Source organism: Halostella limicola (assembly GCF_003675875.1).
In the GTDB taxonomy this organism is placed as follows: Archaea; Halobacteriota; Halobacteria; order Halobacteriales; family Natronoarchaeaceae; genus Halostella; species Halostella limicola.
This window is the reverse complement of record NZ_RCDI01000001.1, coordinates 777,984-803,352: the sequence shown is the minus strand read 5'-3', so window position 1 is coordinate 803,352 and position 25,369 is coordinate 777,984. Positions and strand designations below refer to the sequence as shown.

Genomic DNA, 25,369 nt, shown 5'->3' with positions numbered 1-25,369 from the left:
AAGTCGTCTCCAGAGCAACCGCGACTCGTTCGGCGGTTGCTCCGGTAAATCGTTACAGCAGTCCGTATCAGTCGCCGACGACCGGGTCGCGCTCCCAGAACTCGCTTCCCTTCTTGAGCTTCGGCACCCAGGTGTCCTTCTCGCGGGCGACGAGGGCGACGCGGGACTCGGGGACGCCCCGGATCTCGTCGTGTTCGGGTAAGTGTTCTGCGACGTCCCCGGCGAACGCCATCACCTCCTCGTGGTCGGGCATCGAGTCGCGGTCCAGCCGGCCCTGCGAGTGCCCGACGTGCATGTACGCCTTCAGCTCGACGAAGTCCGGGTCGGCCCGCTGGTAGAACCCGGCGTACCAGTCCGGGTCCCGCATGTTCTCGCCTTTCACGAGCGTCGTCCGCAGGACGGTCCGGGTGTCGTCCTTGTCCGCGAGGACGTCCATCGTGTCGACGAGGTCCTCCCAGGCGCCGTCGTCGACGGGCTTGACGACCTCGTCGAACGTGTGGCGCTCGGGCGCGTCGACGCTGACGTACAGCTGCGTCGGGTCACAGCGCTCCAGCATCTCCGGGTTCGTCCCGTTGCTGACGAGGAAGGTGGTGATGTCGCGCTCGCGGAACTCCTCGATGAGCTCCGGCAGGTACGGGTACAGCGTCGGCTCGCCGTCGAGACTGATGGCGACGTGGCGCGGCTCCATCGCCTGCTCGAACACCTCGTCGGGCACCTCGTCGTTGCCGCCGAACCCCGAGAGCAGCTTCTTCTGGAGTTCGACGCTGGCGTCCGCGACGGCCGCGGGGTCGTCCCACTCCACGTCGCCCAGCTCGTACGCGTGGCCGGCGTGGTCGCGCCAGCAGAAGACGCAGCGCTCGTTGCACTTCACGACCGGCGTCATCTGGATGCAGCGGTGGGACTCGATGCCGTAGAAGATGTACTTGTAGCACTTCCCGTCTCCCCGCATCGCGTTCGCCGTCCACCCGCAGGTCTGGGCCGCAGTGTGGTTCTCGCTGTGGTAGTTCGGGGACCCGACCTGGGCCGGCCCGTCCTCGCTGTCGCTCATACTCGTCCGTTCGGAGCGAGCGGCATAAGCCGTGCGGACGGGCGTTCGGTAACGCGTGTCTCTCCGCCGCGGAAGCGACGAGTACAAATGCGCCGGGGCGAGAGCTTCGACGATGGTAGACCTCGCCGTCGGCCTCGCCCTGCTGGGCCTCAATCTCGGGCTCATGCTGCTGGCGACGCTCAACTTCGGACGCAGCTACGAACCGCCCCGCGACTGACCTCCCCCGCAACTACGAACCGCCCCGCGGCGAGCCTTCTCCCACCGGGCCCGACCTCGATGCGCCGCCCATGATCGACGGCCGTTCCTCCACCTCCCCGGCGGTCACGCCGGCCTGAGACGGACGCGCAGACACTCCTCGACGTCCGGGTCGGCGAAGCGGTACCGCGCCGGGCGGCGGTCGACGGCGAACATCACCGGCTCGACCACGAGCCGGTCCCCGCCCGACAGCGTGGCGCGACAGACCGGGCCGCGGCTGGTCACGGACAGGTACGGCGGAGCCGGCACCGGCGCGCCCCGGATCGACTCGTCGATCGCCGCGGCGGCGGTGTCGAGCGTCGCGAGCAGGTCCTCGACGAGTCCCCGCTCCCGGAGTTCCCCTTCGAGCGGAGCCGCGACTGCACTCGGATCTCGTACCGTCTCGCCGGGCCACGCCGCCGCGACGGTTCGAGCGGCGTCGACCGTCGCGGCCAGCGTCTCCCGGTGGGCGTCGACGATCGCCCGCCGCGTGACGGCGTCTCTCGGTGGCACGTTCGTCACGGTGCGGTCCGTAGTGATAAAGACGCGGCTCGCGGGTCGGCAGGTTGCTAATACACGTCGGCACAGTACGTAAGGCGATCGCGGCCCGATTTCGACGCGAGATGCTCGGCGCGCTGTACGGCCTCGCGCTGGCTGTCGCGTACCTCGTCGCCCTCGCGGCCAGCGTCCGCGTCCTCGTCGGCATCGTCCGCGACGGCCGCGAGCGCCTCCGGAAGCGACGGGCCGGCGAGCTGGACCGCTACACCGAAGACGAGGAGTACGGTCCCGCGCCGCCGGAAGACGACGACGCGGACTCGCAGGGCCTCCAGAGAGTGTTCTGTCGGTCCTGCGGGGCCGAAAACGGAGCGGAGTTCGCGTTCTGCCGGCGCTGCGCCGAACAGCTATGAGAAGCGATCGCGGCCGCTCGCCGGTCGGTAGTTCCAGAAAAACGGTAGTCTACGAGCGCGAGCGTCGAATTACTGCCGGACGACGTTGGTCGCGCGCGGGCCCTTGGGGGCCTGTTCGATGTCGAACTCGATGTCAGTGCCTTCGGTGAGGTCCTCGCCGCCAACGTCCTCCATGTGGAAGAAAACGTCGTCGTCCGCGTCCTCGGTGTCGATGAAGCCGTAACCGCCAGTGTCGTTGAAGAAATCAACAGTTCCTTGCGCCATTACGAATAACACGAGGGGCGCTCCACGTATAACCCTTCTGAGAGAAACGTTACCACGAGGGTCGACCCCCCGACGCGGCCGGCGACGCCGCGTCGGGCCAACCCGTCACCCCTATACTCCCGGCCCGTAAACGGGGGCGTATGTTCCTAGCCGTCCGCGAGGAGGTCGAGGACGCGGTGGAGGCGGCACTCTCCGCGCTCGACCTCCCGACCGACGACCTCGGCATCGAGGAGCCGCCGGAAGACGTCGACGCCGTGCTCGCTTCGAGCGTCGCCTTCCGGCTGGCCGGCGAGGTCGGCGCGCCGCCGCCCGAGGTGGCCGTCGACGTCGCCGAGCAGGTAGACGCCGGCGAGTACGAGTACGTCGCCGACGCAGTCCCGCAGGGGCCGTACGTCAACTTCCTCCCGAGCGACCGCTACTTCGCCGACACGCTCGACGAGGCCCAGAACGCCGACTACGGCCGCCTGGAGCCGAAAGACACCTCGGTCGTCGTCGAGCACACGAGCGCCAACCCGACGGGGCCGGTCCACGTCGGCCGCGCGCGCAACCCCATCGTCGGCGACGCCGTCGCCAACTCCCTCGACTACGCGGGCTACGACGTCTCTCGCCACTACTACGTCAACGACGCGGGCCGGCAGATGGCCGTGTTCACGTGGGCGTACGAGACGTTCGACGAGGCAGACCTCGATGCGGCGCCCGAGCGCGACCGCATCGAGTACGACCTCGTGCGCTACTACCGCAAGGGCAACGCGTTCCTGGAAGCGGGCGACGCCGACGAGGTCGAGGAGGCCGAGGCCGAGATCGAGTCGATCATGCAGGGCCTCGAGGCGGGCGACGAGGAGACCTACGAGCGCGTCAGCGAGGTCGTCGACCAGGTGCTCGGCGGCATGCGCGAGTGCCTCGAACGCCTCCCCGCGGAGTTCGACGAGTTCGTCAAGGAGACGAAGTTCATGTTCGACGGCTCGACCGACGACCTGGTCGACCGCCTGCAGGACTTAGACGAGGCCGTCTACGAGGAGGACGCCTGGCAGCTCGACCTAGAGGACCACGGCATCGACAAGAACCTCGTGTTCCTGCGCTCGGACGGCACCAGCCTCTACCCTACGCGCGACCTGGCCCACCACGAGTGGAAGTTCGACAACTACGACCGGGCCGTCACCGTCCTCGGCGAGGACCACAAGCTCCAGGCCGAGCAGCTCCGGACGACGCTCGAACTGCTCGGGAACGACACCGACCAGCTCCGGCAGGTGCTCTACTCATACGTGAACCTGCCCGAGGGGAAGATGAGCACCCGCGAGGGCACCGGCGTCGACCTCGACGACCTCCTCGACGAGGCCGTCGCACGCGCACGCGACGAAGTAGAGAAACGCCTCGACGACCGCATCCGCGACGACGACCTCACCGACGAGGACGTCGACCGGATCGCCCGGCAGGTCGGCATCGGCGCGGTGCGTTACGACATCGTCTCGAAGCAGCCGACCAAGGCGATCACCTTCGAGTGGGACCGCGCGCTCGACTTCGAGGCCCAGTCCGCGCCCTACGTCCAGTACGTCCACGCGCGGTGCTGCGGGATCATAGACGAGGCGCGTAGCGCCTCGGAGGCGTCGAGCGGGCAGGGCCCGCGAGACAGCGAGGCTGCCGGCCGCCCGAGCCTCGACGACCTGAACGCCGACCTGCTCGACACGGAGTACGAGCGCGACCTGCTCCGGACGGTCGCGCGCTTCCCCGCCGTGGTCGAGGAGGCGGCGGAGGACCTCGAACCGCACGTCGTCGCCACCTACACCCGGACGCTCGCCGAGCGGTTCAACGCCTTCTACCGCGAGTGCCCGGTGCTGGCCGACGACGTCGACGACGAACTGCGGGACGCGCGGCTCGCGCTGGTGCTCGCAGCGAGACACGCGGTCGGCAACGCGCTCGACGTGCTGGGCGTCGAAGCGCCGGAGTCGATGTAGCTAGAAGACGCTCCCGCCGACGAAGGTTATCGCCGCGACCATCGAGCCGAGCACGAGCAGCACGAACAGTAGTATCCAGCCGATCGGAACGGAGTTGTCGGAGTCAGCCATACCACCGGGTTGGCGAAACTCCCTGTTGAAGGTTCCCGTTTCAGCCGAGGAGGCGACCGAAGAACCCGCCGTCGTCGTCCTCGTCGTCCTCTTCCTCCTCGTCGCCGACGCCGGTCGGCGTCGACTCCCGGTCGCTGAACGGGATCGCGTCCTCGTCGATGTCCTCGTCCTCCTCGGCCGCTTCCGCCTCGGAGATGGTGACGCCGTCGGCGTCGTCCTCGCCGTCGTCCGGTTCCTCCGCGTCCGGGATGGTGACGCCCTCCTCGCTCGCCGACGCGTCGGCGGTCGCGCTTTCCGGAGCATCGGCGGGGTCAGCAGTCGGGGACGCAGCAGAGTCCGTCTCCACATCTGAGTCAGTCTCTGCGTCCGAGTCGCTCTCCGCGTTCGGGACCGTCTCCGAATCGGCGTCGGTCGTCGCTCCCGTCGGATCAGCTTCGACCGTTGCGTCGTCCTGCGTCTCGGCCGTCGCGCCGCTTTCAGTGCTCGACGCGGCGTCGGTCTCGTCATCCGCCGCACTGTGGCCTGTCTCGTCCGCGTCGGTCGCGGCGTCGGCGGTCCCCGTCGCCTCGTCACTCGTCTCGTTTCCCTCGTCGCCCTCTACGCCGGAGATGGCGGTCGAGACGCCGTCGTCGCCGGCGGCCGAGTCCGCCGGTTCGGCCGCCGCGTCGCTTTCGGCGCTCGACGCGGCGTCGGTTCCCGCCTCGGATGCCGCCTCGTCCTCGTCGGCGCCGACGAGTCGCTCCGCGATGCGTCGGTAGGCGGCCGCCGCCGGGCTGTCGGGGGCGTCGACGACGACCGGCGTGCCGGAGTAGACCGAGTCCCGGACCGCGTCGTCCTCCGGAACGGTGCCGAGCAGGGGGACGCCGACCCGTTCCGCGATGCCCTCGAAGTCGAAGTTCCGGTCGTCGCGGACGCGGGTGATGACGAGGCCCGCGACGCGCCCCTCGGCGCGCGCGGTCAGGTTAGCCGTCTTCGACGCGTCCTGCACGGAGGCGGGCTCGGGCGTCGTCACGAGCACGACCTCGTCCGCCAGGCCGAGCGGAAGCACCGACTCGTGGCTGACGCCCGCGCCCACGTCCAGCAGGACGTAGTCGAACTCCTCGCGGAGCCGCGCGACGACGTCTCGCAGCCCGGTGGCGTCGACGTCGGCGTAGCTCTCCAGGTCTGCGCCGCTGGGGACCGCGGCGATGCCGTCCGCGAGCTCGTACGTCGCCTCCTCGACGGACGCCTCCCCGGCGAGCACCTCGTGGAGCGTCGTCGCGTCGGGCGAGAGGCTGACGAGGCCTGCGAGGTTCGCCATGCCCAGGTCCGCGTCGACGACGGCGACGGTGTTACCGGCCCCCGCGAGCGCCGTGCCGATGTTCACCGTGGTCGTCGTCTTGCCGACGCCCCCCTTCCCGCTCGCGATAGCGTAAACCGTCTCGTGAGACATATTGGTCAATATCCCGATTGTGTAGCGGGAGCTTTATAAATCGTAAGCTCCGGGGCCGCGACCGGCGGAAATATCAACTTTCTACGAGGTGTTTTGAAGGAGAACACTGACGAGAGCCCGCGACGGCCGTTCCGCCGGACGCTCGACCTATCGCCCCCGGGAAGACAAAGGATACTTAGCCACTCCGGGCCGTAAAACGGACAATGAGCCAGCAGGAGAGCGAGCAGTCCGACCGGAAGAAATACGAGTTCCGGAAGGTCATCGAGGACCTGAAGGAGTACGAGGGGTCGGGGACGCAGCTCGTCACGATCTACATCCCGGACGACAAGCAGATCAGCTCCGTCGTCCAGCACGTCACGCAGGAACACAGCGAGGCGAGCAACATCAAGTCCAAGCAGACCCGGACGAACGTCCAGGACGCCCTCTCCTCGATCAAGTCGCGGCTCCGCTACTTCGACACCTACCCGCCCGAGAACGGCGTCGTCATCTTCTCCGGCGCGGTCGACGCCGGCGGCGGCCAGACCGACATGATCACGAAGGTGTTAGAGAGCCCGCCGATGGAGATCGAGTCGTTCCGCTACCACTGCGACTCGGAGTTCCTCACCGAGCCCCTGGAGGAGATGCTCGCGGACAAGGGGCTGTACGGCCTGATCGTCCTCGACCGGCGCGAGGCCAACGTCGGGTGGCTCCGCGGCAAGCGCGTCGAACCCGTCAAGTCCGCCTCGTCGCTCGTCCCCGGCAAGCAGCGCAAAGGTGGCCAGTCCGCACAGCGGTTCGCCCGCCTGCGCCTCGAGGCGATCGACAACTTCTACCAGGAGGTCGCCGGCATGGCCAACGACCTGTTCGTCGAGAAGCGCCACGAGTTAGACGGTATCCTCGTCGGCGGCCCCTCGCCGACCAAAGACGAGTTCCTCGACGGCGACTACCTCCACCACGAGCTGCAGGACTCCGTGCTCGGCAAGTTCGACGTCTCCTACACCGACGAGTCCGGCCTCTACGACCTCGTCGACGCCGCGGAGGACGCGCTGGCCGACGCCGAGGTGATGAAGGACAAGAACCTGATGCAGGACTTCTTCAAGGAGCTCCACGCCGGCGACGAGGCCACCTACGGCTTCGATCAGACCCGGCGCAACCTCATCATGGGCTCCGTCGAGACGCTCCTCATCAGCGAGGACCTCCGGAAGGACGTGGTCACCTACGAGTGCCCCAACGGCCACGAGGAGCGGGAGGTGCTCGACCGCCGCAAGAACACGCCCGACCACACCTGCAGCGAGTGCGGGGAGACCGTCGGCGCCGACGAGGGCGATCGCGAGGACGCCATCGACCACCTCATCGCCATCGCCGAACAGCGCGGCACGGAGACCAAGTTCATCTCCACCGACTTCGAGAAGGGCGAGCAGCTGTACGACGCCTTCGGCGGCGTCGCCGGCCTGCTTCGTTACTCCACCGGCGTCTAAGGTTACTCCACCGGCGTCTAAGACGCTACTCTCCTGCGCGCGCGACCTTGAGAAGCGTCCGTCTCGCCGTCCGCTCAGTCGCCTCGTCAGTCATTGCGGGCGGTCCGACGATGCGACGACGGACACCGGTTGTCGACGACTACCGTCCGGTCGCGTCCGGGAGCGCCGCGGATACTTACGCGGCGTCCCGTGGCGAATCTCACTCGACGGCCTCGTGGTTTTATGGTCGCACGTGATAGATGGCGAAGCCACGGAATGACAGCGACGGACCCAGAGAAGGACGTCGTCGACGTGCTGGCGCGCCGGATCGAGGTGCTCGACTACCTCGCCGACTCGGCCGCAGGGAAAGAGCGGCTGGTGGCGGACCTCTCCGTCTCGCGGTCGACCGTGAACCGGGCGCTCCGCGAACTCGAGGGACTGGGTTTCCTCACGCGCGTCGACGGGGAGTACACGGCGTCGACGACCGGCCGGCTCGTCGCTCGGCAGTACCGCGAGTTCGTCGCCGGACTGGAGGACAGCTGCGACGCTCAGGCCGTCCTGGCGGGCGTCGACCCGTCCGCCGAGATGAGCCCGGCGATGGTGCGGGGCGCGACCGTCTACCTGGCGGAGCCGCCGACCCCGTTTCGCCCCATCCAGCGGATCACGGAACTGGCGACCGACGCCGATGAGTTTCTGGGGCTCTCCGCGTCGGTCGCCGTCCCGGAGTCGATCGACGACATCGCCGACGCGGTGCTACGGGGGGACCTCCGGGCCGAGTTCGTCGTCGCGGACCGGGTCGCGCAGCACCTCCGGGCGAACCGCGCGGACGCGATCGAAGCGGCGAACCGCCGGGAGACGCTGTCGGTGTACGTCGCCGACGACCTCCCGTACGGCCTCGGGATCGCGTACGGCGACGGCGACGCGCACGCGTTCGTCGTCACGTACGGCGAGGACGGCGACCTCCGCGGCGCCGTTGTGAACGACTCGCCCGAGGCCGTCGAGTGGGCCGAGGGCGTCTACCGGCGCTACCGCGCGACTGCGACCGAGTTACCGCCCCCCGCGGACTGACCGCGGCGGCCACCAGTTCTAACACCCTCCCGGATGTACAGGGCGACACATGGGCCGTGACGCCGTCTCCGACCTCGTTCGGACGCTGTGCAACCGTCACGAGTTTCTCGTGGCGCTCCGCGTCGCCCCCCGGGAGAAGCGGGCCCTCGTCGAGACGCTCGGCGTCTCCCGCTCCACCGTCGACCGGGCGCTCCGGGAGCTGGCGGACGAGGGGCTGGTGGCGCGGACCGATCGGGGCTACCGGTTGACGTCGACCGGCCGGCTCGCCGCGTCGCTCACCGACGCGATGCTGGCGGCGGCGGGCGACCTCCGCGCGGTCGCGGAGCCGCTCCGCGCGGTGTCGTCGGACGCGCCGCTCGACCTCCGGCTCGTCGGGGGAGCGACGGCCGCCGAGGCGTCCGAGCGCGTCCGGAGCCGCCCGCTGTCGGAGGTACGGGACCTGTTCGATGCGGCCTCGCGCGTCTACGTCCTCGCTCCGGTCATCAGCCAGCCGCGGAGCTTCGACCGCCTGTGCGAGGCGGTCCTCAAGGCCGGCACGGACGTGGAGATGGTCCTCGAAGCGTCGCTCGCCGAGCAGCTGTTTCCCCCGAACGCCGACCGGATCGCGACCATGGTCGACGAGGGGTTCACGCCGCTGGTGACGACGGGCGTCCCCTTCGGGCTCGTCCTCGGGGAGACCGACGACGGATGGGAAACCCACGTCGTAACGTACGGCGACGACGGCGAGCTTCAGGGCGTCGTCAGCAACGACACGCCGGCGGCGGCCGCGTGGGCGTGGGAGACGTACCAGCGGTACCGCGCCGACGCCGCGGACGTGAGCGACGCGGTCCGGAGCGAGCGACAGGGGCGGCCGGTCGCCTCAGAGTAACTGTTCTAGCTGGTGTCGCCGGCGGTCGAGGTCGACGGCCGGCGAGAGGTCCGGGTCGGCGGCGAGCCGATCGACGACCAGTAGCGGGTCCGCGCCGGCCGCCTCGACGCGCCCGACGAGGCGCTCGATCGCGTCGCGGTTGACGGCCAGCGACGAGAGCAGGCCGACGAGCAGTGCGGTCGGCACCGCGGCGGGGCCGGACGGGAAGGCGCCGCTCACGTCGTCGAACGCCGGGTCGTCGGCCGGTTCAGCGGCGGGGAGGACGGCGAGGCAGTCGGTGCAGATCGCGGCGGCCGGCCCGTCCCCCGGCGCGCACTCGCGGAGGTCGGGCGATACGGAGAACGCGACGGTCGGCGCTCCGCAGTCCGGACAGTCCATACGGGGTAGTCGCGACGAACGGTAAAAAGGGTGCGGCGGTCAGTCGTCGGCCGGGAGGCGCTCGTCCTCGCGCTCGGCGGCCTCGGCCGCGCGCTCCTCGTCCTCCTCTTCCTCCTTCTTGGCCTTGATCTTCTTCATGCGGAAGATCTCCTCGCGCTCCTGCTCCTCCAGTTTCTGCTCGATGTACTCCTGGTTCGTGCGGAGTTCGGGCAGGAGCGTGAACTCCAGGGCGTTGACGCGGCGCTTGGTCTTCTCGATCTCGTCGAGCATCTTCTTCATCGCCGTCTCGACCTCGGCCGCGAGGATGATGGAGTCGAGAAGTTCCTCGTAGGCCTCGGCCGCCTCGTCGATGCGGGCGCTGGTGCCGACGACGCCGTAGCCGCGCTCGTCGAGGCTCTTTTTCACCTTGCTCGACTCGATCTGCGGGACGACGACGCCCATGATGTTGTGCGACTCCGTCGTGATCTCGGGGTGCTCTTTCAGCGCGGCGGCGGCCCCGCGGACCGCGACGTCGCCCTCCATGGCGCGGGCCATGTTGATCTTCTTCTGGGCGTCCTCGTAGTTGGCCTCGACGTTTCCGCGGACGTCCTGCGCCTGGTCGAGGATGTCCATGAACTCCATGATGAGGCCGTCCCGCTTCTTCTCCAGCGTGTCGTGCCCCCGCTCGGAGAGCTCGATGCGTTCCTCGATGCGCATCAGCTCCTTCCGAGTGGGTTTGACGTCCTTGGCCATCTTGGTTAGCCGTTGCGGCCCCTGACGGATAACTGTTTACAGTCTCGGCGATTCGGGGCGCGTTCGACCGGCGACACGGGCGGTCACCCGGCCGGCCGCCACACCCCCTCCGCGCGGTCCATCAGCGCCACGACGACGACGTGGGGAAGGGTCAGCACCGAGACGAACGCGAGGTAGAGCGCCGTCAGTTCGAGCGGCGACTCCGGCGAGGCCGGAACGGCGACGGCGAACCCCCCGAGCAACGCGATCGAGAGGGCGGTGAGCGGCGCGGGCTCGCGGGCGAACCGCCGGAGCGCGTCGCTCGGACGCCCGGCCCGGAGCGCCCCGGCGGCGCGGTCGTCGATCTCGGACGCCGCGCCCGAGGCGCACTCGTCGTCCGTGAACAGGACGAACGGGACGCCCGGAGCGATCCGGCGGACGCCCCGGTACAGGTCCACGCAGTCGTGGTCGGGCAGTCGGCACTCGCTGACCACGCAGTCGACGCCGGCGGCCCGGATCCCGCCGAGTCCGTCCGCCGCCGTCGCCGCCGAACGCACTTCCACCCCAGCGACCCCCAACTTCGACCGCGCGCGACGCCGCGCCTCCCCGTCCGGGTCGACGTAGAGGACTCTCACCCCTCTCGATCGGACATATCGGCGGCTTAGGATTCGATTCACCTAAACGCGGGGTGCGGTAGCGAGTGTCACATCTGTAAGTGGCCGTACCGCTCTCGAATCGGCGTCCGAAAGAAGGCGAGCCGTCGAAAGCGGTTACTCGGCCTCGACCTGCGCGGTCTCGGCGGTCTCGTCCTCGCGATAGTGCTCCTCGATGAGCTCCTCGTCGACGCGGTTGAGCTCCGTCTTCGGGAGCGTCGACAGCAGGTCCCAACCGAGCTCCAGCGTCTCGTCGATGTCGCGGTTGGTGTCGTACCCCTGCTGGACGAACTCCTCCTCGAAGCGGTCTGCGAAGTCGAGGTACTTGTTGTCGCGCTCGGAGAGCGCCTCGCGACCGACGATGTTCACGAGGTCGCGCAGGTCCTCACCCTCGGCGTAGGCGGCGTACATCTGGTCGGAGACGTCGCCGTGGTCGCCGCGGGTCAGGCCCTCGCCGATACCGTCGTCCATCAGGCGCGAGAGGCTCGGCAGGACGTTGACCGGGGGCTTGATGCCCTGGCTGTTGAGGTCGCGGTCCATCATGATCTGCCCCTCGGTGATGTACCCCGTCAGGTCCGGGATCGGGTGCGTGTCGTCGTCGCCGGGCATCGTCAGGATGGGGATCTGCGTGACCGACCCGTCGCGACCCTTGATGCGGCCGGCGCGCTCGTACAGCTGGGCGAGGTCCGTGTACATGTACCCGGGGTAGCCACGGCGGCCCGGGACCTCCTCGCGCGCCGCGCCGATCTCGCGCAGCGCCTCGCAGTAGTTGGTCATGTCCGTGAGGATGACCAGCACGTGGTACCCCTTGTCGAACGCGAGGTACTCGGCGGTGGTCAGGGCAAGCCGCGGCGTGACCGTCCGCTCGACGGCGGGGTCGTCCGCGAGATTCATGAAGACGACCGAGCGCTCCAGCGCGCCCGTCCGCTCGAAGTCGTCCATGAACTCGTTTGCCTCCTCGGCGGTGATACCCATCGCGCCGAAGATCACCGCGAACTCGGAGTCCTCGTCGTCCTCGCCGGCGTCCTCGGGAACGGTCGCCTGACGGGCGATCTGGAGGGCGAGCTCGTTGTGCGGCAGGCCGGACGCCGAGAAGATCGGCAGCTTCTGGCCGCGCACGAGCGTGTTCATGCCGTCGATGGCCGAGACGCCCGTCTGGATGAACTCCTCGGGGTACTCGCGGGCGTACGGGTTGATCGCCGCGCCGACGATGTCGCGGCGCTCGTCAGGGACGATCTCCGGCCCGCCGTCGATCGGGTTGCCGGACCCGTCGAGCACGCGCCCGAGCAGGTCCTCCGTGACGGGCATCTTCATCGTCTCGCCAAGGAAGCGCACCGAGGCGTTGCGGTCGATGCCCGAGGTGCCCTCGAACACCTGGATCGAGACGAGGCCGTCGCTCGACTCCAGTACCTGTCCGCGCTTGGTCTCGCCCTGCGGCGTCTCTATCTCGACGATTTCGTCGTAACCGATCGGTTCGTCGACCTCGGCGAACACCAGCGGACCGCTGATCTCCGTGATCGTCTGATACTCTTTCATTGTTAGTACTTCTCCCGGAGCTGCTCTTTCATGTCGGCCTCGAGTTCGGCGATGAACTCCTCGGCCTCGTCGTCCGGCGTCGTGCCGATGCGGTTCAGGCGCGGTGCCGCGTCGATGTCCTGGATCTCGTCGACCGGGACGCCGGCCTCCAGCGCCTCGAACGCCTCGTCGTTGAACGTCTTGATCGCCTGCACGATCTGGTAGGTCTTCTCCGGCGGGCAGAACGTGTCGACGTCGTGCAGGGCGTTCTGCTGGAGGAACGCCTCGCGCAGGTAGCGCGCGACCTCCAGGGTCAGCTGCTGGTCGTCGGGCAGGGCGTCCTTACCGACGAGCTGGACGATCTCCTGGAGCTCGGCCTCCTCGTCGAGCACGTCGACGGCCCACTGGCGCACGTCCGGCCAGTCCTCCTCGACGTTCTCCTTCCACCAGGGGTCGAGCTGGTCCTTGTACAGCGAGTACGACTCGTTCCAGTTGATCGCCGGGAAGTGCCGGCGCTCGGCCAGGTCGGCGTCGAGCGCCCAGAACGTCTTCACGATGCGCAGCGTGTTCTGGGTGACCGGCTCGGAGAAGTCGCCGCCCGGCGGCGAGACGGCCCCGACGACGGAGACGGAGCCCTCGCTCCCGTTGATGTTCTCGAAGTAGCCGGCGCGCTCGTAGAACTCGCTGAGGCGCGCGGCGAGGTACGCGGGGTACCCCTCCTCGCCGGGCATCTCCTCCAGCCGCGAGGAGATCTCGCGCATGGCCTCGGCCCACCGCGAGGTGGAGTCGGCCATCAGCGCGACGTCGTAGCCCATGTCGCGATAGAACTCCGCGATGGTGATCCCGGTGTAGATGCAGGACTCGCGGGCCGCGACGGGCATGTTCGACGTGTTGGCGATGAGGCAGGTTCGGGCCATCAGCGGGTTCCCGGTCTGGGGGTCCGGCAGCTCCGGGAAGTCTTCGATGACCTCGGTCATCTCGTTGCCGCGCTCGCCGCAGCCGATGTAGACGACGATGTCCGCGTCGGACCACTTGGCGAGTTGCTGCTGGGTGACGGTCTTCCCGGACCCGAACGGGCCGGGGATCGCCGCGGTGCCGCCCTTTGCGAGCGGGAACAGGCCGTCCTGAATGCGCTGGCCCGTGACGAGCGGCTCCGTCGGCGACTTCTTGTCCTCGGCCGGGCGCGCCTCGCGCACCGGCCACTCCTGGTGCATCTGGATCTCCTCGCCGTTGTCCAGTTCGACGACCGTCTCCTCGACGGTGAAGTTGCCGGACTCGACGGAGACCACTTCGCCGCCCTCGTAGTCGGGCGGCACCATCACCTTGTGGTCGATGGTGACGGTCTCGGGGACGGTGCCGACGATGTCGTTCGGGCCGACCTCGTCGCCCTCCTCGACCTCGGGCTCGAACTCCCAGGTCTTCTCCATGTCGATGCCGGGCGCGTCGACGCCGCGGTCGAGGAACGCGCCCATCTTGTTCTCCAGGACGTCGAGGGGGCGCTGGACGCCGTCGTAGATGGAGTCCAGCATCCCCGGGCCGAGGTCTACGGAGAGCGGCTCGCCCGTGTTCTGGACGGGCTCGCCGGGACCGACGCCCGAGGTCTCCTCGTACACCTGAATGGTCGTGACGTTCCCTTCGATCTCGATGACCTCGCCCATCAGCCCTTCCGTGCCGACGTACACCACGTCGTTCATCCGGGCGTCGAGGTCCGTGGCGGTCACGACGGGACCGCTCACGCTTTCGATGACGCCATCTTCGCTGACGTCTGCGTCTGTTGCTTGGCTCATAGTTGCGTTAGTCTTCCTCCATCAGGTCGATACCGATCGCGCGCTTGATCTTGTCGCGCAGCCCGCCGCTTCCGGCCCCGCCGCCCAGCGTCACGACGGTGGGCTCGACGCTCGTCTCGACGTCCTCGCGGACGCCCCGCGAGAGGTGCTGCAGGTCGTCGGCGTGCATGACGACGATGCCGACGTTCTCGTCGGTCAGGACGCGCTCGACGGCCTCGTCGAGCGCCTCCTCCTTCCGATCGCTTGGCACGTTCTCGAACTCGCGGACGCCGGCCAGCCGGAAGCCGGTCGTGAACTCGGGACTGCCGACGACGGCGATTTCCTGGCTCATACGATCACCAGCTCCTCGTTGACTTCCTCCTCCGTGAGACCCGCCTCCTTGCCGCGTGCGACGGCGCGCACGTTCTCGACCTCGCGCTCCTTGGCGAGCACGTAGGCGAGCACCGGGCAGATGGAGTTCGGGAACCGGTTCGAGAGCCCCCGGGAGTACTCCAGCAACGCACGATCTAGGGCGTGCTCGAACCCGATGAGGCTGTCGACTTCCTCGATCTCGTCGAGCGCGTCGGAGAGCTCCTCCTCGTACTTGCTGTCGCGGATCTGCGAGACCAGCTGGTCGCGGCTCCCGACGAGCCGCGAGAGCTCGTTCGCGGTGAACAGCTGGCCGCCCTCGATGTAGTACTCTGAGGGATCCATGTCCGCGCCGCTGCGGGCGAGCCGGAGCCCGTTCCGGACGTTCCGGAAGTCGATCTCCGCCTGCAGGAACTCGACGTACATCCGGGTCGGCTCGTCTGCGCCGCTGATGTCGCCGAGCAGGTTCTCGTAGAACGCCCGGTCGACCACGTTCTCCAGCGGCACCAGCACGCCGGACTCCTCGTACTCCTCGAACGCTTCGACCAGCCCGTCGCCGAAGATCGTCCCGTCGAGCAGTTCGACGGCGTCCTCGATCGTCCCGGCGTTGGCCAGGCGTTCGAGGAACCGGTCGTCGAACTCGCCGGCGCGGATGTAGTCCGTCTCGATCTCCTCGGCGCTGGCTCCGGAGTAGAGGCCGCGGAACGACGTCTTCACGTTCCAGGCGTCGAACTTCCGGAGGTAGCTCGCGATCCGGTCGTACATCTCGCCGCCGGACCAGCGAAGCAGGTCGTCGAAGTGCTTCGCCATGTTGCGGTTCAGCGCGTACTCGATGAGGTCGACGCCGCTGTGGCGGGAGCCGAGCGCGTTGATCTCCGACTCGTACTCGGTCTCCTCCATGAACCGAGCGATCTCGCTCGGCCCCATCCGGACCAGCTTCCGGTAGTCCTCGTCGCTGAACAGCTTCGCGCGCCGGGCCCGGACCCGAGCGTTGACGTACTCGGGGTTCGTGCCGGTCGCGCTCACGCTGACCACCCCGCGGAGGACGGGCGTCGGGCGATGCGAGTGACGGTGGCGTGGGTCATTGCTCCTCGAAGAGGCGGGCGCTGATTTCCTTCAGGTTGTCCTCCCACACGTCCGCCAGCACGGAGTCGAACGTGTTGTTGACCCGGACCCTGCTCTGGTCGCTCTCGACGACGACGCCGCCGAGGCAGTCGACCTCGCCGGCGTACTCGTAGCCGTCGTAGTCTTCGATGATCCCGGTCACCAGCGCCTCGTCGTCCTCGCGGGCGTACACCAGTACGTCGTCGCCCTCGTCGAACTCGACGGACGCGGCGTCGAGCAGGGCCCGCGTGAGTTCCTCGCGCTGGTCGCCGCCGAGGTCGGCGAGCTCGGCCTCGACCGACTCGCGGACCTCCTGCAGGAGGCCCCGACGAGCCTCGAGGCGCTGCTGCTTGGCCTCGAGTTTCGCGCTGGAGAGCTTCTGCTCGCGCTCCTGCTCGATCTCGGCCTCGACCTGCTCCTCGGCCTCGGCGAGCGTCTCCTCGGCGTCTTCCTCCGCCTCGGAGACGATCTCCGCAGCGCGCTCTTCACCCTGGGCGCGAATTTCGTCCGCACGCGCGCGGGCTTCGTCTCGGATGTCCTCAACGACTGTTTCCAAACTCATTGTGAGAAAATGGGGCTGCGGTTTAGACGAAGAGCGCGACCAGCGCGAAGATCACCAGCGTCTCCGGCAGGACCGTCATGACGATCCCGATACCGGTGGAGATGGAGTCTTCGGCGAGTGCGCCGACGGCCGCGGCGCCGATACCGCGCTCCGCGTACCCCGCACCGATGGCGGCCAGGCCGATACCGATCGCCGCGGCACCGTCGGACGTAATGCCGGGCTGGGCGTTGCCCTGGAGTCCACCTTCCTGCAGGACGATGTTACTGAGTTGTTCCGCTGCAAGTGCGACGTCGAGGGAGTTCTCAATCATGTTTGCGTATACCTCGTAGTTGCGACCGAACAAGCGCTACTTCACCCGCCAGTGTTCATAAAACTTCCCAAACGAAACCGCCGCGTTCGGCCGTCTAGACCGTTCTCCGGTAGGTTCTACGGGCATTATAGTTTCGGTTTCTATCGCCCCGTGGGACGTAAGCACGAACCACTCGAACGGCGGGTAAAGCCGCGTGAACGCCGGAAATCGTCGTCAGCGAGCCGGTGGCTGTCGGCGGAGACGACGAAGCGAAAAAGCGGAAACGACGAAACGAAAACGGAAGCGAGATCCGGGGCCGAGGTCAGTCCTCGGCGGTGTGTTCGCGGTCGTAGCCGAACGGCTCGAACACGCGGCCGCCGCCCTCGTAGAACTTGTCGAAGAACTCGACGTACTCGAGACGGACCCCCTGCAGGCCGGCGCTGGTGATGCCGAGCAGCAGGACGATGATGTGGCCGACCACGAAGATGAGCACGCCGGCGAGCACCGATGCCACGCCGCCGTGGAGCAGGCCGCCGAACATGATCTCGGTGACCTCGTGGCCGTGATACATCGCGCCCTCTTCCGGCATGTGGCCGGTGGCGAAGTGCCAGGACTGGTCGCCCTCCTCGCCGGTGACGTACACGCCGAAGAACAGGAGGTTGACGACGAACGCCATCCCTGCCTTCGCGAGGATCACCGCGGCGATCCGGAGGTAGGAGAGCACGTCGCCGAGGACGCTGAAGCTCTCCAGGAAGCCGACGAGCGTCCCGATAGCGACCCCGAAGTGCTGGATCTCGCCGTAGACCATCGTCAGGAAGCCGATCGCGGCGAGGGGCAGCCCGACGTAGAGGCCGATCTCGGCGGGCAGCCCGGTGAACCCGAGGTCGTACGCGGCGTGGTCGCCGCCGAGCACCTCGAAGAGGAAGTCGGGCTTGGGACCGCTCGCGTGTCGGCTGAAGATCCAGATCCAGACGCCGACCATCAGCGTCGCCCACGAACCGTTCTCGAGGTAGGCGTCGACGAAGCCGTGGTCGAGGTCGTTGACGAACCCGAACGCGTACCCCACGGTCAGGTGGAGCAGGCCGAGCAGGACGCTGACGATCAGCCAGGTCTGGCCGTACGCGGAGTAGTGCGGCTGGAGGCCCTTGTGCATCGGCGGCGAGCCGCCGAAGAGGACCTCACCGAGCACGTGCAGTCCGAATATCTCGCCGTAGAGGATACCGAACAGCGCCGTGAATCCGCCGATCCACATACCGATAGCGCCGAGGCTGCGGAAGACGTCCTCCTCGAAGCGGCTGTACAGCAGGTAGCCCGCGCCGAGATAGAGGAGCCCGTAGCCGAGGTCCCCGATCATGTACCCGAAGAACGCCGGGAACGTGAGAAAGAGGACGAACGTCGGGTCGAGTTCCGTGTACTTCGGCCGGTTGATCATCGTGAGGAGGAACTCGAACGGCTTCACCGCCCCCTCGTTGCTCTGAATGACCGGCGGTTCGTCGTCGACGGTGACGGCTGTCCCGCCGTCGGTGACGGCCTCCGCGCCGTCGCCCGGGGCCGCGCCGCCGGACTCGGACACTTCCTCGGAGTGCGTCGGGTGGCCCTCGTGGTAGTCGGCGCGCTCGAGCTCGTCGACCTCGACGCGGTCGCCGACGGCCTGTTCGAGCGCGGCCTCGAGGTCGGGGAACCGCTCGGTCGGGACCCAGCCCTCGGCGATGAAGCTGTTCTCGGTCGTCGCGAACTGGAGCGGCGCCTCGCGCTTCTGCACGTCGATGGTGAGCTTCTCCTCGGCGGCCAGCAGGAAGCCGGCGGCGTCGAGGCGGAGCTTCTCGAGGTCGCCCTCGACGGAGTCACGCCGGGACTCCAGCTGCTGGCGCTCGTGGCGGAGCTCCTCGACGTACTCCTCGGGACTGCCCTCCGCGTCGGGGACCTCGATGCGGGCGAAGTCGACCCCGACGAGCGCGTCTTCGAGGGCGTCCTCGCCGGCGTCGGCCGTCGGATAGACGAAGGCGGCGACGGTCCGGTCGCCGGAGAACGTCTCGTACTCGTCGACCTCGTCGGACGCAGCGAGCGCGGCGGCGATCTCGTCCTCGTCGCCCTCGCCGACCGCGACCTGAAGGGTGTCGTAGCCCGAGAGCAGGTCGAGATCGATGCCCAGATCGGCGAACGGTTCGATCGAGTCGATCTCCTCCTCGACCGAGCGGAGGTCGTCGTCGATCTCGTCGAGGCGGTCGTCCAGTTCGTTCGCCTCCTGGCGGACCTCCTCGAGTTCGGACTCGATCGCCTCGTCGGTGACGATGCGGCTCGGGCCGGCGTCGTCCTCGTCGACGTCGAGGATGCTCTCCAGCGAGCGCACCGTGACGAGCTTCTCGGAGGCCTCCTCGGCGCCCTCGATCGGGTCGCCGTTCTCGAAGCCCTCCCACGACCCGTCGTAATCGCTGAGATGGAGGAGATGGAGGTCGTGGGCCGCCTCGATGACGTCGTCCATGACGGCCTTCGAGCCCGTCACGGACACTTTGCTCATCTGCTCAGGTCTGAGCATGCACCGCCTCCTTGAACGTGTCGACGACGTACTCTATCACCTCTTCCTCCCTGAACTCGGCGCGTTCGACGAGCTCCTCGCGCTCTTCGGCCCTCGCCTCGAGGATCTCCTCGCGCTCGGCGTCGATCTCCTCGCGGGCTTCTTCGAGTCGCTGTTCGCGTAGCTCGCGCGCCTCGGCCGCTGCTTCTTGGCGGATCTCCTCTGCTTCCTCGCGCGCCTCGGCGATGCGCTCCTCGCGCTCGTCCTCGGCCAGCGCGACGATTTCGTCCGCCTCCTGTTCGACGTCTTTGATCTGTTCGAGAACCTCTGGCCTCGGCATACTGTTAGCAGGCGTGGTTTGCAGAAGCGTCTATAAGGTAGTTGCGAAAGGATTCGACGGCGCTGGCGCGCTACGTGCCAAACAGCAGGGTTATTTGGGGGGCGTCCGAACTCCCGACCGATGGGTATCCTCGAGAACAAGGCCCGCGCACGGCTGTTCTACAAGTACCTCTCGAAGGTGTACGACCAGATCAACCCGTTCATCTGGAACGAAGCGATGCGCACGGAGGCGCTCGGGATGCTCGACATCGACGCCGACGACCGCGTCCTCGACGTGGGCTGTGGCACCGGGTTCGCCACGGAGGGGCTGCTCGACCACGTCGACGAGGTCCACGGGCTGGACCAGAGCGTCCACCAGATGCAGAAGGCGTGGGCGAAGTTCGGGAAGAACGACGGCCCGGTGCGGTTCTACCGCGGCGACGCGGAGCGGTTGCCGTTCAAAACCGACAGCTTCGACGTCGTCTGGTCCTCGGGCTCGATCGAGTACTGGCCCCACCCCGTCCGCGCGCTCCGGGAGATCCGCCGGATCACGAAGCCCGGCGGGCAGGTACTCATCGTCGGGCCGAACTATCCCGAAAGCGGGATCATGCAGCGCCTCGCCGACAGCATCATGCTGTTTTACGACGCCGAGGAGGCTGACCGAATGTTCATCGAGGCGGGCTACGAGGAGATCGAACACCGGCTGATGGGTCCCGCCTACAACCCCGAGGTAGCCATCACGACCGTCGCCCGCGTCCCGGAGTAGCGACACGGTCCGCTCCCGATAGCGTCGCTGTTCTCCCCCGATCACTTCTCGCACCGCGATCCACACCGCCGTCACGGGATCGCCGACCGCCGGCGGCTGGCCGGCAGCGTCGTCCACCTTCAGTTCCGCGCCGTCGTCTCAGCCGAGGCGACGCGCCCGCCGTCGACCGAGACGACGACGCGAACGCGATCGCCCGGTTCGATCCCGGGGTCGTTCGTCCCCGCGACCCGGAAGCTCGCCGTTTCGCCCGCCCGCCACTCGGGATCGGCCGCGAGGTTGAACGGCCCGGTCGGTCCGGGGTCGAACCCCGAAGCGGAGAAGAAGGGCACGGGCGGCTGCCTGTCGAGCGGCTCGCCCGCGACGGTGACGCGGAGGGCGAGGTCGCGGACGTCGAGGACGTCGCCGCCGCGGTGGGTGAGCGCGATGCGGTCGTCGCCGGGGTCGGCGTCGACCGCCACGGCTGCCGTCGGCGTCGGATCGGTCGGCGCAGTCGCGGCGGTCAGGGCGACGGCGCTCCCGAGGACGACGGTGCAGACGAGCATGAGAACGATGCCGACGACCGGCGAGAGGGCGCGGACGCGAGTTAACACGCCGCCGGTTCAGTGCGGCTTCCCTGAAAAACACCGGGGCGGTCCTACGGACGGACGGTCGTGTTCACCGTCTCGCCGCCGGTGGAGACGGAGACGAGGTAGTGCGACCGCGGCTCCAGCGTCCACACCGTTCCGTCGTCCCCGGTGCGACCGATCGCGTCGTCGTTGATCGACACGCTCGCGGCGACCGGCTGGCCCGCGCCGTCGGTGATCTGGATCTTGACCGGGCCGTTGTGGGGCGTCTGGTTGATCGTCACGTTGATCTCGTCGCCGGTCGTCCTGATCGTGTTCGAGTGGGGCAGCCGGTTCAACTGGAGGGTTTGGACCTCCCGGAAGACCGAGCGAGTGTTGCCGTCGATGTACGTCGTGAGCTCGCCCTGGTCGTGCGGGACGGTCACTCGCCAGCGGCCGTCGTAGATGCCGGCGAGTCGCACCTCGCCCCGCTTGTTGTCGGACGCCCAGCCGTAGAGGTCCTCGACGTAGCCGAGGACGGAGGCCGCGTCGCCGTCGAACGAGTCCGTCGCGTTGTCGTTTCGGTTGTCGTAGCGCACGGCCTCGCGGTAGTAGTTCTCGTCGCCGAGCGTCTCGACGACGACGCCGTCCCGCGAAGCGTCGACGTACGCGACGGCGGCCCCGTCGCCGCCGCTGAACGACTCCCGGAGCTCGCTCCGAACGGGCGTCTGGAGCATCTCCAGTTCGACCGATATCGCCTGCCGCCGGTCCGACGCCGAGTAGCCGGCGATCGAGGACGACACGCGCCGGTGTTCGCTGACCGCGTTATCGAGCAGCTCGGAGCGGGCGTCGATGCTCGCGAGCGTGCGCAGCAGCCGCGTCTCGGTGATGTTCCCGTCGGCAAACGACCGGACGGCCTCCCGTTCGGTCCGCTTGAGCGCGGCGGTGCGCGCCGCGATGTCGTCGAGGGCGTCGTCGGCAACCGCGGCGCGCGCCTGCGTCGAACTGACCGCGGACAGTCGCGTCTCGAACGTCCGGATCCGGAAGTTCGTTCGCATGCGCTCGTCCGCCGTCGACAGCGTCTCGGCGAGGTTGTGGGAGGGCGCCGCCCGACTCGTGACGACGTCGCCGGAGACGGTCAGTCGCGACGTCGTGTTCGATTCGTCCGCCTGGGGGGACGCGGCCGCCGCAGGCGCCACGTCAGTACCGGCGGGGTCAGCCGCGTCGGCCCCTGCGGGGTCGGCCGCGTTGGCGGGAACCGCGAGCCCCTGAACGGGGGCCGCGAGGAGAACCACCAGGGCAATAACCGTGAGTCGCTTCATCGGGAGTGCGTACAGGTTACTGATACAAAAACCGGTCGGCGCGGCGGGGCCGACCGGGGGAGCGCGTAAGGCGAGGCCAAACGCGAAAACGAACGCATGAGCGGCCCGAAAACCGTTCAAAGCCGCGTCTGACGTTTTATCGGCCGATAGAAAACATTTTGCCCACTGAGTGTCGAGGGAAGACGTATGCGGTCACGCGCCGCCGTCTCGCTCGCCCTCCTCGTCTTCCTTGTTCTCGCCCCCGTCGGCGCGGCCTCCGCCGCGGCGACTGTCGGCGGGACGCCCCCCGCAGCGGCCGCTGTCGGTGATAGTAGCCCTCTGAATCCGACCGCCGACCCGGTTCTCACCGACGCAGTTCAGAACGCGGATCCCGGCGTGGTGATGCGGGTCAACGTCACCGCCGATGGCGACGCCCGCTGGACGATCGAGTTCCGCGAGCACCTCGACAGCGAGAACGAGACGCGGGCGTTCCGGGAGTACCGGGACGCCATCGTGAACGGGGAGGACCGTCCCCCGATCACCGCGAGGGAGTTCAGCCGGTACGTCAACGACTCCGACGCGATGACGGACCGGGAGATGGCGCTCGAGGACGTCGAGTACGGCGGTCGGATAGAGAACGACACGGGCGTCATCACCGTCAGCTTCACCTGGACGAACTTCGCCAAAGTCGAGGACGGCGGCGACAGGATCGTCGTCGGCGACGCGTTCAACGGGACCGGCGGGACGTGGCTCCCCTCCCTCGACGCCGGCCAGCGGCTGGTCATCAACGCCCCCGACGGTTACCTCCCGTACACCGCGCCGCGGGGCCACGAGAACGGCACCATCCGGTGGGACGGGCCGTACGACTTCGCCGACAACGAGATCACCATCGGCTACAGCGCCCAGAACGGCGGGACCGGCCCGTCGATCGACCCCGACGATCCGCTTCCGATGGCGCTGCTCGGCGTCGGTATCGCCGCGCTCGTCGTCGCCGTCGGCACCGGCGGCTACCTGCTCGCGCGGCGCCAGACGGAGGTCGGAGGGGACGCGCCGGTCAGGTCGCACCCGGAGACGACGACCACCGACCACATCGAGGAGCCGACGGCCGCGGCGGCAACAGAGACGGTGGACGAGAACGACGAGGAAGACGATGCGGCCGAGTCACCGGACGAGGACGACGAGATCGACGAGACGCTCCTCTCCGACGAGGAGCGGGTCACCCGCCTGCTCGAGGCAAACGGCGGGCGGATGAAGCAGGCCAACATCGTCAAGGAGACGGGGTGGTCGAACGCGAAGGTGTCGCAGCTGCTGTCCTCGATGGACGAGGACGACCAGATCGACAAGCTTCGGATCGGTCGCGAGAACCTCATCACGCTGCCCGACACCGACATCGGCGACGACGAGTGACCGACTCGCCGCCCGAGGGCGCGGAAATCCTTCTTGCGTGCCACCACGTTTCAAAAACGTTTATCTCAGATCCGGTGGAACCTGAACAACGATGAAAGTTCTCGTAACGGTCAAGGAGGTCGCCGAAGTCGAGGACGACTTCGAAATAGAGGGAACGGAGATCGGATCGCAGTACCTCAACTACGACCTCAACGAGTGGGACGACTACGCCGTCGAGGAGGGCGTACAGATCAGCGAGAACGTGGACGACGTCGAGGTGGTGGCGGTCACCATCGGTCCGGAGCGCAGCGAGGAGACCATCCGGATGGCGCTGGCGAAAGGCGCCGACCGCGCCGTCCGCGTGTGGGACGAGGCGCTCGAGGACATCGACCTGCTCGACGTCGGCGCGAAGGTACGTCTGCTCGAAGCGGTTGTCGAGGAGGAGGACCCGGACCTCGTGCTGTCGGGCGTCCAGGCCGGCGACGACGCGTTCGGCGCGACCGGCGTGGCGCTCGCCGACGCCATCGGCTTCGAGTGGGCGGCCGTCGTCAACCACCTCGACCTCGACGTCGACGAGGGCGTCGCCCACGTCCACCGCGAACTGGAGGGCGGCGTCGACGAGGTGACCGACGTGGAGACCCCCGCGGTGCTGACCATCCAGACCGGTATCAACGAGCCCCGCTACGCGAGCCTGCGCGGCATCCGGCAGGCCCAGAGCAAGGAGATCGCCCCGAAGGACCTCTCCGACCTCGGCCTCTCCGCCGAGGACGTCGAGAGCGAACTACGCCTGACGGACATGTACGAACCGGAGACCGAGAGCGACGCCACGTACTTCGAGGGCAGCCCCGAGGAAGAGGCCGGACAGCTGGCTGACATGCTCCGCGAGAAGGGGGTGGCAGAATGACGGACGTGCTCGCCGTCGCGGAACACCGCCGCGGCGACCTGCGCGACGTGAGCTTCGAGGTCATCACCGCCGGTCGGGAACTGGCCGACGGTGCCGGCGGCGACCTTCACCTCGCCGTGATCGGCGGCGACGTCGACGGCTTCGCCGAGCGGCTGAACCGCGAGGGCGTCGACGTCATCCACACGGTCGACGAGGGCGAGGAGTTTAACCACGACGTGTACGCACAGGCGCTGACCCAACTGTACGACGAGGTCGACGCCGGCTATCTCCTGACGCCTAACAGCGTCAACGGCCTCGACTACGCGCCCGCGGTGGCCAACGGCCTCGACCTCCCGATCGTCACCGACGTCGTCGAACTGGACGCGTCCGGCGACGGCCTCGTCGCCACCCGCGAGATGTACGGCTCGAAGGTTGAGACGACGAACGAACTCGACGCCGACCGCGCCGTCGTCACCATCCGCGGGGCAGAGTGGCCCCCCGCCGAGGAGAGCGGCGACGCCGAGGTCTCGGCGTTCGACGCCGACATCGACGAGTCCGCCGTGCGCTCGACGGTCACCGGCTTCGAGGAGGCCGGCGGCGGCGACGTCGACATCAGCGATGCGGACGTCCTCGTCAGCGTCGGCCGCGGCATCGAGGAGGAGGAGAACCTCGATCTGGTCCGCGACCTTGCCGACGCGCTCGACGCGACGCTGTCTGCGTCCCGCCCCATCGTCGACAACGACTGGCTCCCGAAGAACCGGCAGGTCGGCCAGTCCGGGAAGGTCGTCACGCCCGACGTGTACATCGCGATCGGCATCTCCGGCGCGGTCCAGCACGTCGCCGGGATGAAGGGCAGCGACACCATCGTCGCCATCAACACTGACCCGAACGCGCCGATCTTCGACCTTGCGGACTACGGCATCGTCGACGACCTGTTCGACGTGGTGCCGGCGCTGATCGAGGAGTTCGAATAGACCCGCGAGGGAGCGG

The 25,369-nt window shown here is 68.2% G+C and carries 25 protein-coding genes and 1 pseudogene; 9 read left to right on the top strand and 17 right to left on the bottom strand.

Going from position 1 to position 25,369, the window contains the following annotated elements:
• Positions 1–67: 67 nt before the first annotated feature.
• Together twy1 and D8670_RS05005 are read right to left on the bottom strand one after the other, a co-directional pair.
• Positions 68–1,048, bottom strand: coding sequence for a 4-demethylwyosine synthase TYW1 (gene twy1, locus D8670_RS05010; protein ID WP_121816979.1), 981 nt, complete (start codon positions 1,046–1,048; stop codon positions 68–70).
• Between the two features lie 321 nt (positions 1,049–1,369).
• Entirely contained in the window at positions 1,370–1,795 is a 426-nt protein-coding gene (locus D8670_RS05005) for a DUF7988 family protein (protein WP_162994194.1), read from the bottom strand.
• A 110-nt stretch (positions 1,796–1,905) separates the two neighbouring features.
• Between D8670_RS05005 and D8670_RS05000 the strand changes: the two genes are divergently transcribed.
• On the top strand, positions 1,906–2,190 hold the full coding sequence (locus D8670_RS05000) for a DUF7577 domain-containing protein (RefSeq protein WP_121816977.1): 285 nt from the start codon (positions 1,906–1,908) through the stop codon (positions 2,188–2,190).
• 69 nt (positions 2,191–2,259) lie between these two features.
• Here D8670_RS05000 and D8670_RS04995 read toward each other — a convergent pair whose 3' ends face one another.
• Complete coding sequence (locus D8670_RS04995; protein WP_121816976.1) at positions 2,260–2,454, bottom strand: cold-shock protein; 195 nt, start codon at positions 2,452–2,454, stop codon at positions 2,260–2,262.
• Between the two features lie 140 nt (positions 2,455–2,594).
• On the opposite strand from D8670_RS04995, the gene argS reads away from it, so the two are divergent.
• The gene (argS, locus tag D8670_RS04990; RefSeq protein ID WP_121816975.1) at positions 2,595–4,406 is read left to right on the top strand and encodes an arginine--tRNA ligase; all 1,812 of its coding nucleotides are present in this window, start codon (positions 2,595–2,597) and stop codon (positions 4,404–4,406) included.
• 697 nt (positions 4,407–5,103) lie between these two features.
• On the opposite strand, the pseudogene D8670_RS21785 reads toward argS, so the two are convergent.
• Positions 5,104–5,949, bottom strand: a pseudogene (locus tag D8670_RS21785) (MinD/ParA family ATP-binding protein); the annotation flags it as partial.
• A gap of 203 nt (positions 5,950–6,152) precedes the next feature.
• Between D8670_RS21785 and prf1 the strand changes: the two are divergent.
• From prf1 to D8670_RS04970, 3 genes are all read left to right on the top strand, one after another.
• On the top strand, positions 6,153–7,406 hold the full coding sequence (prf1, locus tag D8670_RS04980) for a peptide chain release factor aRF-1 (RefSeq protein WP_121816974.1): 1,254 nt from the start codon (positions 6,153–6,155) through the stop codon (positions 7,404–7,406).
• Between the two features lie 255 nt (positions 7,407–7,661).
• On the top strand, positions 7,662–8,453 hold the full coding sequence (locus D8670_RS04975; RefSeq protein ID WP_162994193.1) for a helix-turn-helix transcriptional regulator: 792 nt from the start codon (positions 7,662–7,664) through the stop codon (positions 8,451–8,453).
• Positions 8,454–8,502: 49 nt separating this feature from the next.
• Positions 8,503–9,321, top strand: a complete 819-nt coding sequence (locus tag D8670_RS04970) for a helix-turn-helix transcriptional regulator (protein ID WP_121816972.1) — start codon at positions 8,503–8,505, stop codon at positions 9,319–9,321.
• Here D8670_RS04970 and D8670_RS04965 read toward each other — a convergent pair.
• From D8670_RS04965 to ahaH, 11 genes are all read right to left on the bottom strand, one after another.
• A complete protein-coding gene (locus D8670_RS04965) occupies positions 9,313–9,699 on the bottom strand; it encodes a DUF6276 family protein (protein ID WP_121816971.1) in 387 nt (128 codons plus the stop codon). The genes D8670_RS04970 and D8670_RS04965 overlap by 9 nt on opposite strands.
• 39 nt (positions 9,700–9,738) lie before the next feature.
• The gene (locus tag D8670_RS04960) at positions 9,739–10,431 is read right to left on the bottom strand and encodes a V-type ATP synthase subunit D (RefSeq protein WP_121816970.1); all 693 of its coding nucleotides are present in this window, start codon (positions 10,429–10,431) and stop codon (positions 9,739–9,741) included.
• An 83-nt stretch (positions 10,432–10,514) separates the two neighbouring features.
• The gene (locus D8670_RS04955; RefSeq protein ID WP_233752200.1) at positions 10,515–11,045 is read right to left on the bottom strand and encodes a Brp/Blh family beta-carotene 15,15'-dioxygenase; all 531 of its coding nucleotides are present in this window, start codon (positions 11,043–11,045) and stop codon (positions 10,515–10,517) included.
• Positions 11,046–11,180: 135 nt separating this feature from the next.
• A complete protein-coding gene (locus tag D8670_RS04950) occupies positions 11,181–12,599 on the bottom strand; it encodes an ATP synthase subunit B (protein WP_121816968.1) in 1,419 nt (472 codons plus the stop codon).
• 2 nt (positions 12,600–12,601) lie between these two features.
• Positions 12,602–14,365: an ATP synthase subunit A gene (locus D8670_RS04945; RefSeq protein ID WP_121816967.1), complete on the bottom strand. Its 1,764-nt coding sequence runs from the start codon at positions 14,363–14,365 to the stop codon at positions 12,602–12,604.
• A 7-nt stretch (positions 14,366–14,372) separates the two neighbouring features.
• Positions 14,373–14,696 carry a V-type ATP synthase subunit F gene (locus tag D8670_RS04940; protein WP_121816966.1) on the bottom strand — a complete coding sequence of 108 codons (324 nt, stop codon included), beginning with the start codon at positions 14,694–14,696 and terminating at the stop codon, positions 14,373–14,375.
• Positions 14,693–15,739, bottom strand: coding sequence for a V-type ATP synthase subunit C (locus tag D8670_RS04935; protein WP_121817567.1), 1,047 nt, complete (start codon positions 15,737–15,739; stop codon positions 14,693–14,695). Before D8670_RS04935 ends, D8670_RS04940 begins: the two co-directional genes overlap by 4 nt.
• Before the next feature lie 55 nt (positions 15,740–15,794).
• Entirely contained in the window at positions 15,795–16,379 is a 585-nt protein-coding gene (locus tag D8670_RS04930; RefSeq protein ID WP_121816965.1) for a V-type ATP synthase subunit E, read from the bottom strand.
• A gap of 22 nt (positions 16,380–16,401) precedes the next feature.
• On the bottom strand, positions 16,402–16,689 hold the full coding sequence (locus D8670_RS04925; protein ID WP_121817566.1) for a hypothetical protein: 288 nt from the start codon (positions 16,687–16,689) through the stop codon (positions 16,402–16,404).
• Positions 16,690–16,990: 301 nt separating this feature from the next.
• The gene (locus D8670_RS04920) at positions 16,991–19,204 is read right to left on the bottom strand and encodes a V-type ATP synthase subunit I (protein ID WP_121816964.1); all 2,214 of its coding nucleotides are present in this window, start codon (positions 19,202–19,204) and stop codon (positions 16,991–16,993) included.
• Complete coding sequence (ahaH, locus tag D8670_RS04915) at positions 19,191–19,523, bottom strand: ATP synthase archaeal subunit H (protein ID WP_121816963.1); 333 nt, start codon at positions 19,521–19,523, stop codon at positions 19,191–19,193. Before ahaH ends, D8670_RS04920 begins: the two co-directional genes overlap by 14 nt.
• A gap of 120 nt (positions 19,524–19,643) precedes the next feature.
• Between ahaH and D8670_RS04910 the strand changes: the two genes are divergently transcribed.
• On the top strand, positions 19,644–20,267 hold the full coding sequence (locus tag D8670_RS04910; protein WP_121816962.1) for a methyltransferase domain-containing protein: 624 nt from the start codon (positions 19,644–19,646) through the stop codon (positions 20,265–20,267).
• 119 nt (positions 20,268–20,386) lie between these two features.
• Here the strand turns inward: D8670_RS04910 and D8670_RS04905 are convergent, their stop codons facing one another.
• Both D8670_RS04905 and D8670_RS04900 read right to left on the bottom strand, forming a co-directional pair.
• Positions 20,387–20,857 (bottom strand): type IV pilin domain-containing protein, encoded by a 471-nt coding sequence (locus D8670_RS04905; protein WP_233752199.1) that lies wholly within the window; start codon positions 20,855–20,857, stop codon positions 20,387–20,389.
• Between the two features lie 44 nt (positions 20,858–20,901).
• The gene (locus D8670_RS04900; RefSeq protein ID WP_121816961.1) at positions 20,902–22,131 is read right to left on the bottom strand and encodes a DUF7096 domain-containing protein; all 1,230 of its coding nucleotides are present in this window, start codon (positions 22,129–22,131) and stop codon (positions 20,902–20,904) included.
• Between the two features lie 186 nt (positions 22,132–22,317).
• Here D8670_RS04900 and D8670_RS04895 point away from each other — a divergent pair, with 186 nt between their 5' ends.
• The 3 genes from D8670_RS04895 (at position 22,318) to D8670_RS04885 (ending at position 25,353) form a co-directional block, all read left to right on the top strand.
• On the top strand, positions 22,318–23,517 hold the full coding sequence (locus tag D8670_RS04895) for a helix-turn-helix transcriptional regulator (protein ID WP_121816960.1): 1,200 nt from the start codon (positions 22,318–22,320) through the stop codon (positions 23,515–23,517).
• A 91-nt stretch (positions 23,518–23,608) separates the two neighbouring features.
• Positions 23,609–24,400, top strand: a complete 792-nt coding sequence (locus D8670_RS04890) for an electron transfer flavoprotein subunit beta/FixA family protein (protein WP_121816959.1) — start codon at positions 23,609–23,611, stop codon at positions 24,398–24,400.
• Positions 24,397–25,353 carry an electron transfer flavoprotein subunit alpha/FixB family protein gene (locus tag D8670_RS04885; RefSeq protein WP_121816958.1) on the top strand — a complete coding sequence of 319 codons (957 nt, stop codon included), beginning with the start codon at positions 24,397–24,399 and terminating at the stop codon, positions 25,351–25,353. The genes D8670_RS04890 and D8670_RS04885 overlap by 4 nt, the downstream gene beginning before the upstream one ends.
• Positions 25,354–25,369 lie beyond the last annotated feature (16 nt).

Excerpts from the sequence above, each read along its gene's own strand:
- twy1 (WP_121816979.1), bottom strand. The coding sequence starts at position 1,048 with ATGAGCGACAGCGAGGACGGGCCGGCCCAGGTCGGGTCCCCGAACTAC.
- D8670_RS05000 (WP_121816977.1), top strand. The coding sequence starts at position 1,906 with ATGCTCGGCGCGCTGTACGGCCTCGCGCTGGCTGTCGCGTACCTCGTC.
- D8670_RS04995 (WP_121816976.1), bottom strand. The coding sequence starts at position 2,454 with ATGGCGCAAGGAACTGTTGATTTCTTCAACGACACTGGCGGTTACGGC.
- argS (WP_121816975.1), top strand. The coding sequence starts at position 2,595 with ATGTTCCTAGCCGTCCGCGAGGAGGTCGAGGACGCGGTGGAGGCGGCA.
- prf1 (WP_121816974.1), top strand. The coding sequence starts at position 6,153 with ATGAGCCAGCAGGAGAGCGAGCAGTCCGACCGGAAGAAATACGAGTTC.
- D8670_RS04975 (WP_162994193.1), top strand. The coding sequence starts at position 7,662 with ATGACAGCGACGGACCCAGAGAAGGACGTCGTCGACGTGCTGGCGCGC.
- D8670_RS04970 (WP_121816972.1), top strand. The coding sequence starts at position 8,503 with ATGGGCCGTGACGCCGTCTCCGACCTCGTTCGGACGCTGTGCAACCGT.
- D8670_RS04965 (WP_121816971.1), bottom strand. The coding sequence starts at position 9,699 with ATGGACTGTCCGGACTGCGGAGCGCCGACCGTCGCGTTCTCCGTATCG.
- D8670_RS04960 (WP_121816970.1), bottom strand. The coding sequence starts at position 10,431 with ATGGCCAAGGACGTCAAACCCACTCGGAAGGAGCTGATGCGCATCGAG.
- D8670_RS04950 (WP_121816968.1), bottom strand. The coding sequence starts at position 12,599 with ATGAAAGAGTATCAGACGATCACGGAGATCAGCGGTCCGCTGGTGTTC.
- D8670_RS04945 (WP_121816967.1), bottom strand. The coding sequence starts at position 14,365 with ATGAGCCAAGCAACAGACGCAGACGTCAGCGAAGATGGCGTCATCGAA.
- D8670_RS04940 (WP_121816966.1), bottom strand. The coding sequence starts at position 14,696 with ATGAGCCAGGAAATCGCCGTCGTCGGCAGTCCCGAGTTCACGACCGGC.
- D8670_RS04930 (WP_121816965.1), bottom strand. The coding sequence starts at position 16,379 with ATGAGTTTGGAAACAGTCGTTGAGGACATCCGAGACGAAGCCCGCGCG.
- D8670_RS04925 (WP_121817566.1), bottom strand. The coding sequence starts at position 16,689 with ATGATTGAGAACTCCCTCGACGTCGCACTTGCAGCGGAACAACTCAGT.
- D8670_RS04920 (WP_121816964.1), bottom strand. The coding sequence starts at position 19,204 with ATGCTCAGACCTGAGCAGATGAGCAAAGTGTCCGTGACGGGCTCGAAG.
- ahaH (WP_121816963.1), bottom strand. The coding sequence starts at position 19,523 with ATGCCGAGGCCAGAGGTTCTCGAACAGATCAAAGACGTCGAACAGGAG.
- D8670_RS04910 (WP_121816962.1), top strand. The coding sequence starts at position 19,644 with ATGGGTATCCTCGAGAACAAGGCCCGCGCACGGCTGTTCTACAAGTAC.
- D8670_RS04900 (WP_121816961.1), bottom strand. The coding sequence starts at position 22,131 with ATGAAGCGACTCACGGTTATTGCCCTGGTGGTTCTCCTCGCGGCCCCC.
- D8670_RS04895 (WP_121816960.1), top strand. The coding sequence starts at position 22,318 with ATGCGGTCACGCGCCGCCGTCTCGCTCGCCCTCCTCGTCTTCCTTGTT.
- D8670_RS04890 (WP_121816959.1), top strand. The coding sequence starts at position 23,609 with ATGAAAGTTCTCGTAACGGTCAAGGAGGTCGCCGAAGTCGAGGACGAC.
- D8670_RS04885 (WP_121816958.1), top strand. The coding sequence starts at position 24,397 with ATGACGGACGTGCTCGCCGTCGCGGAACACCGCCGCGGCGACCTGCGC.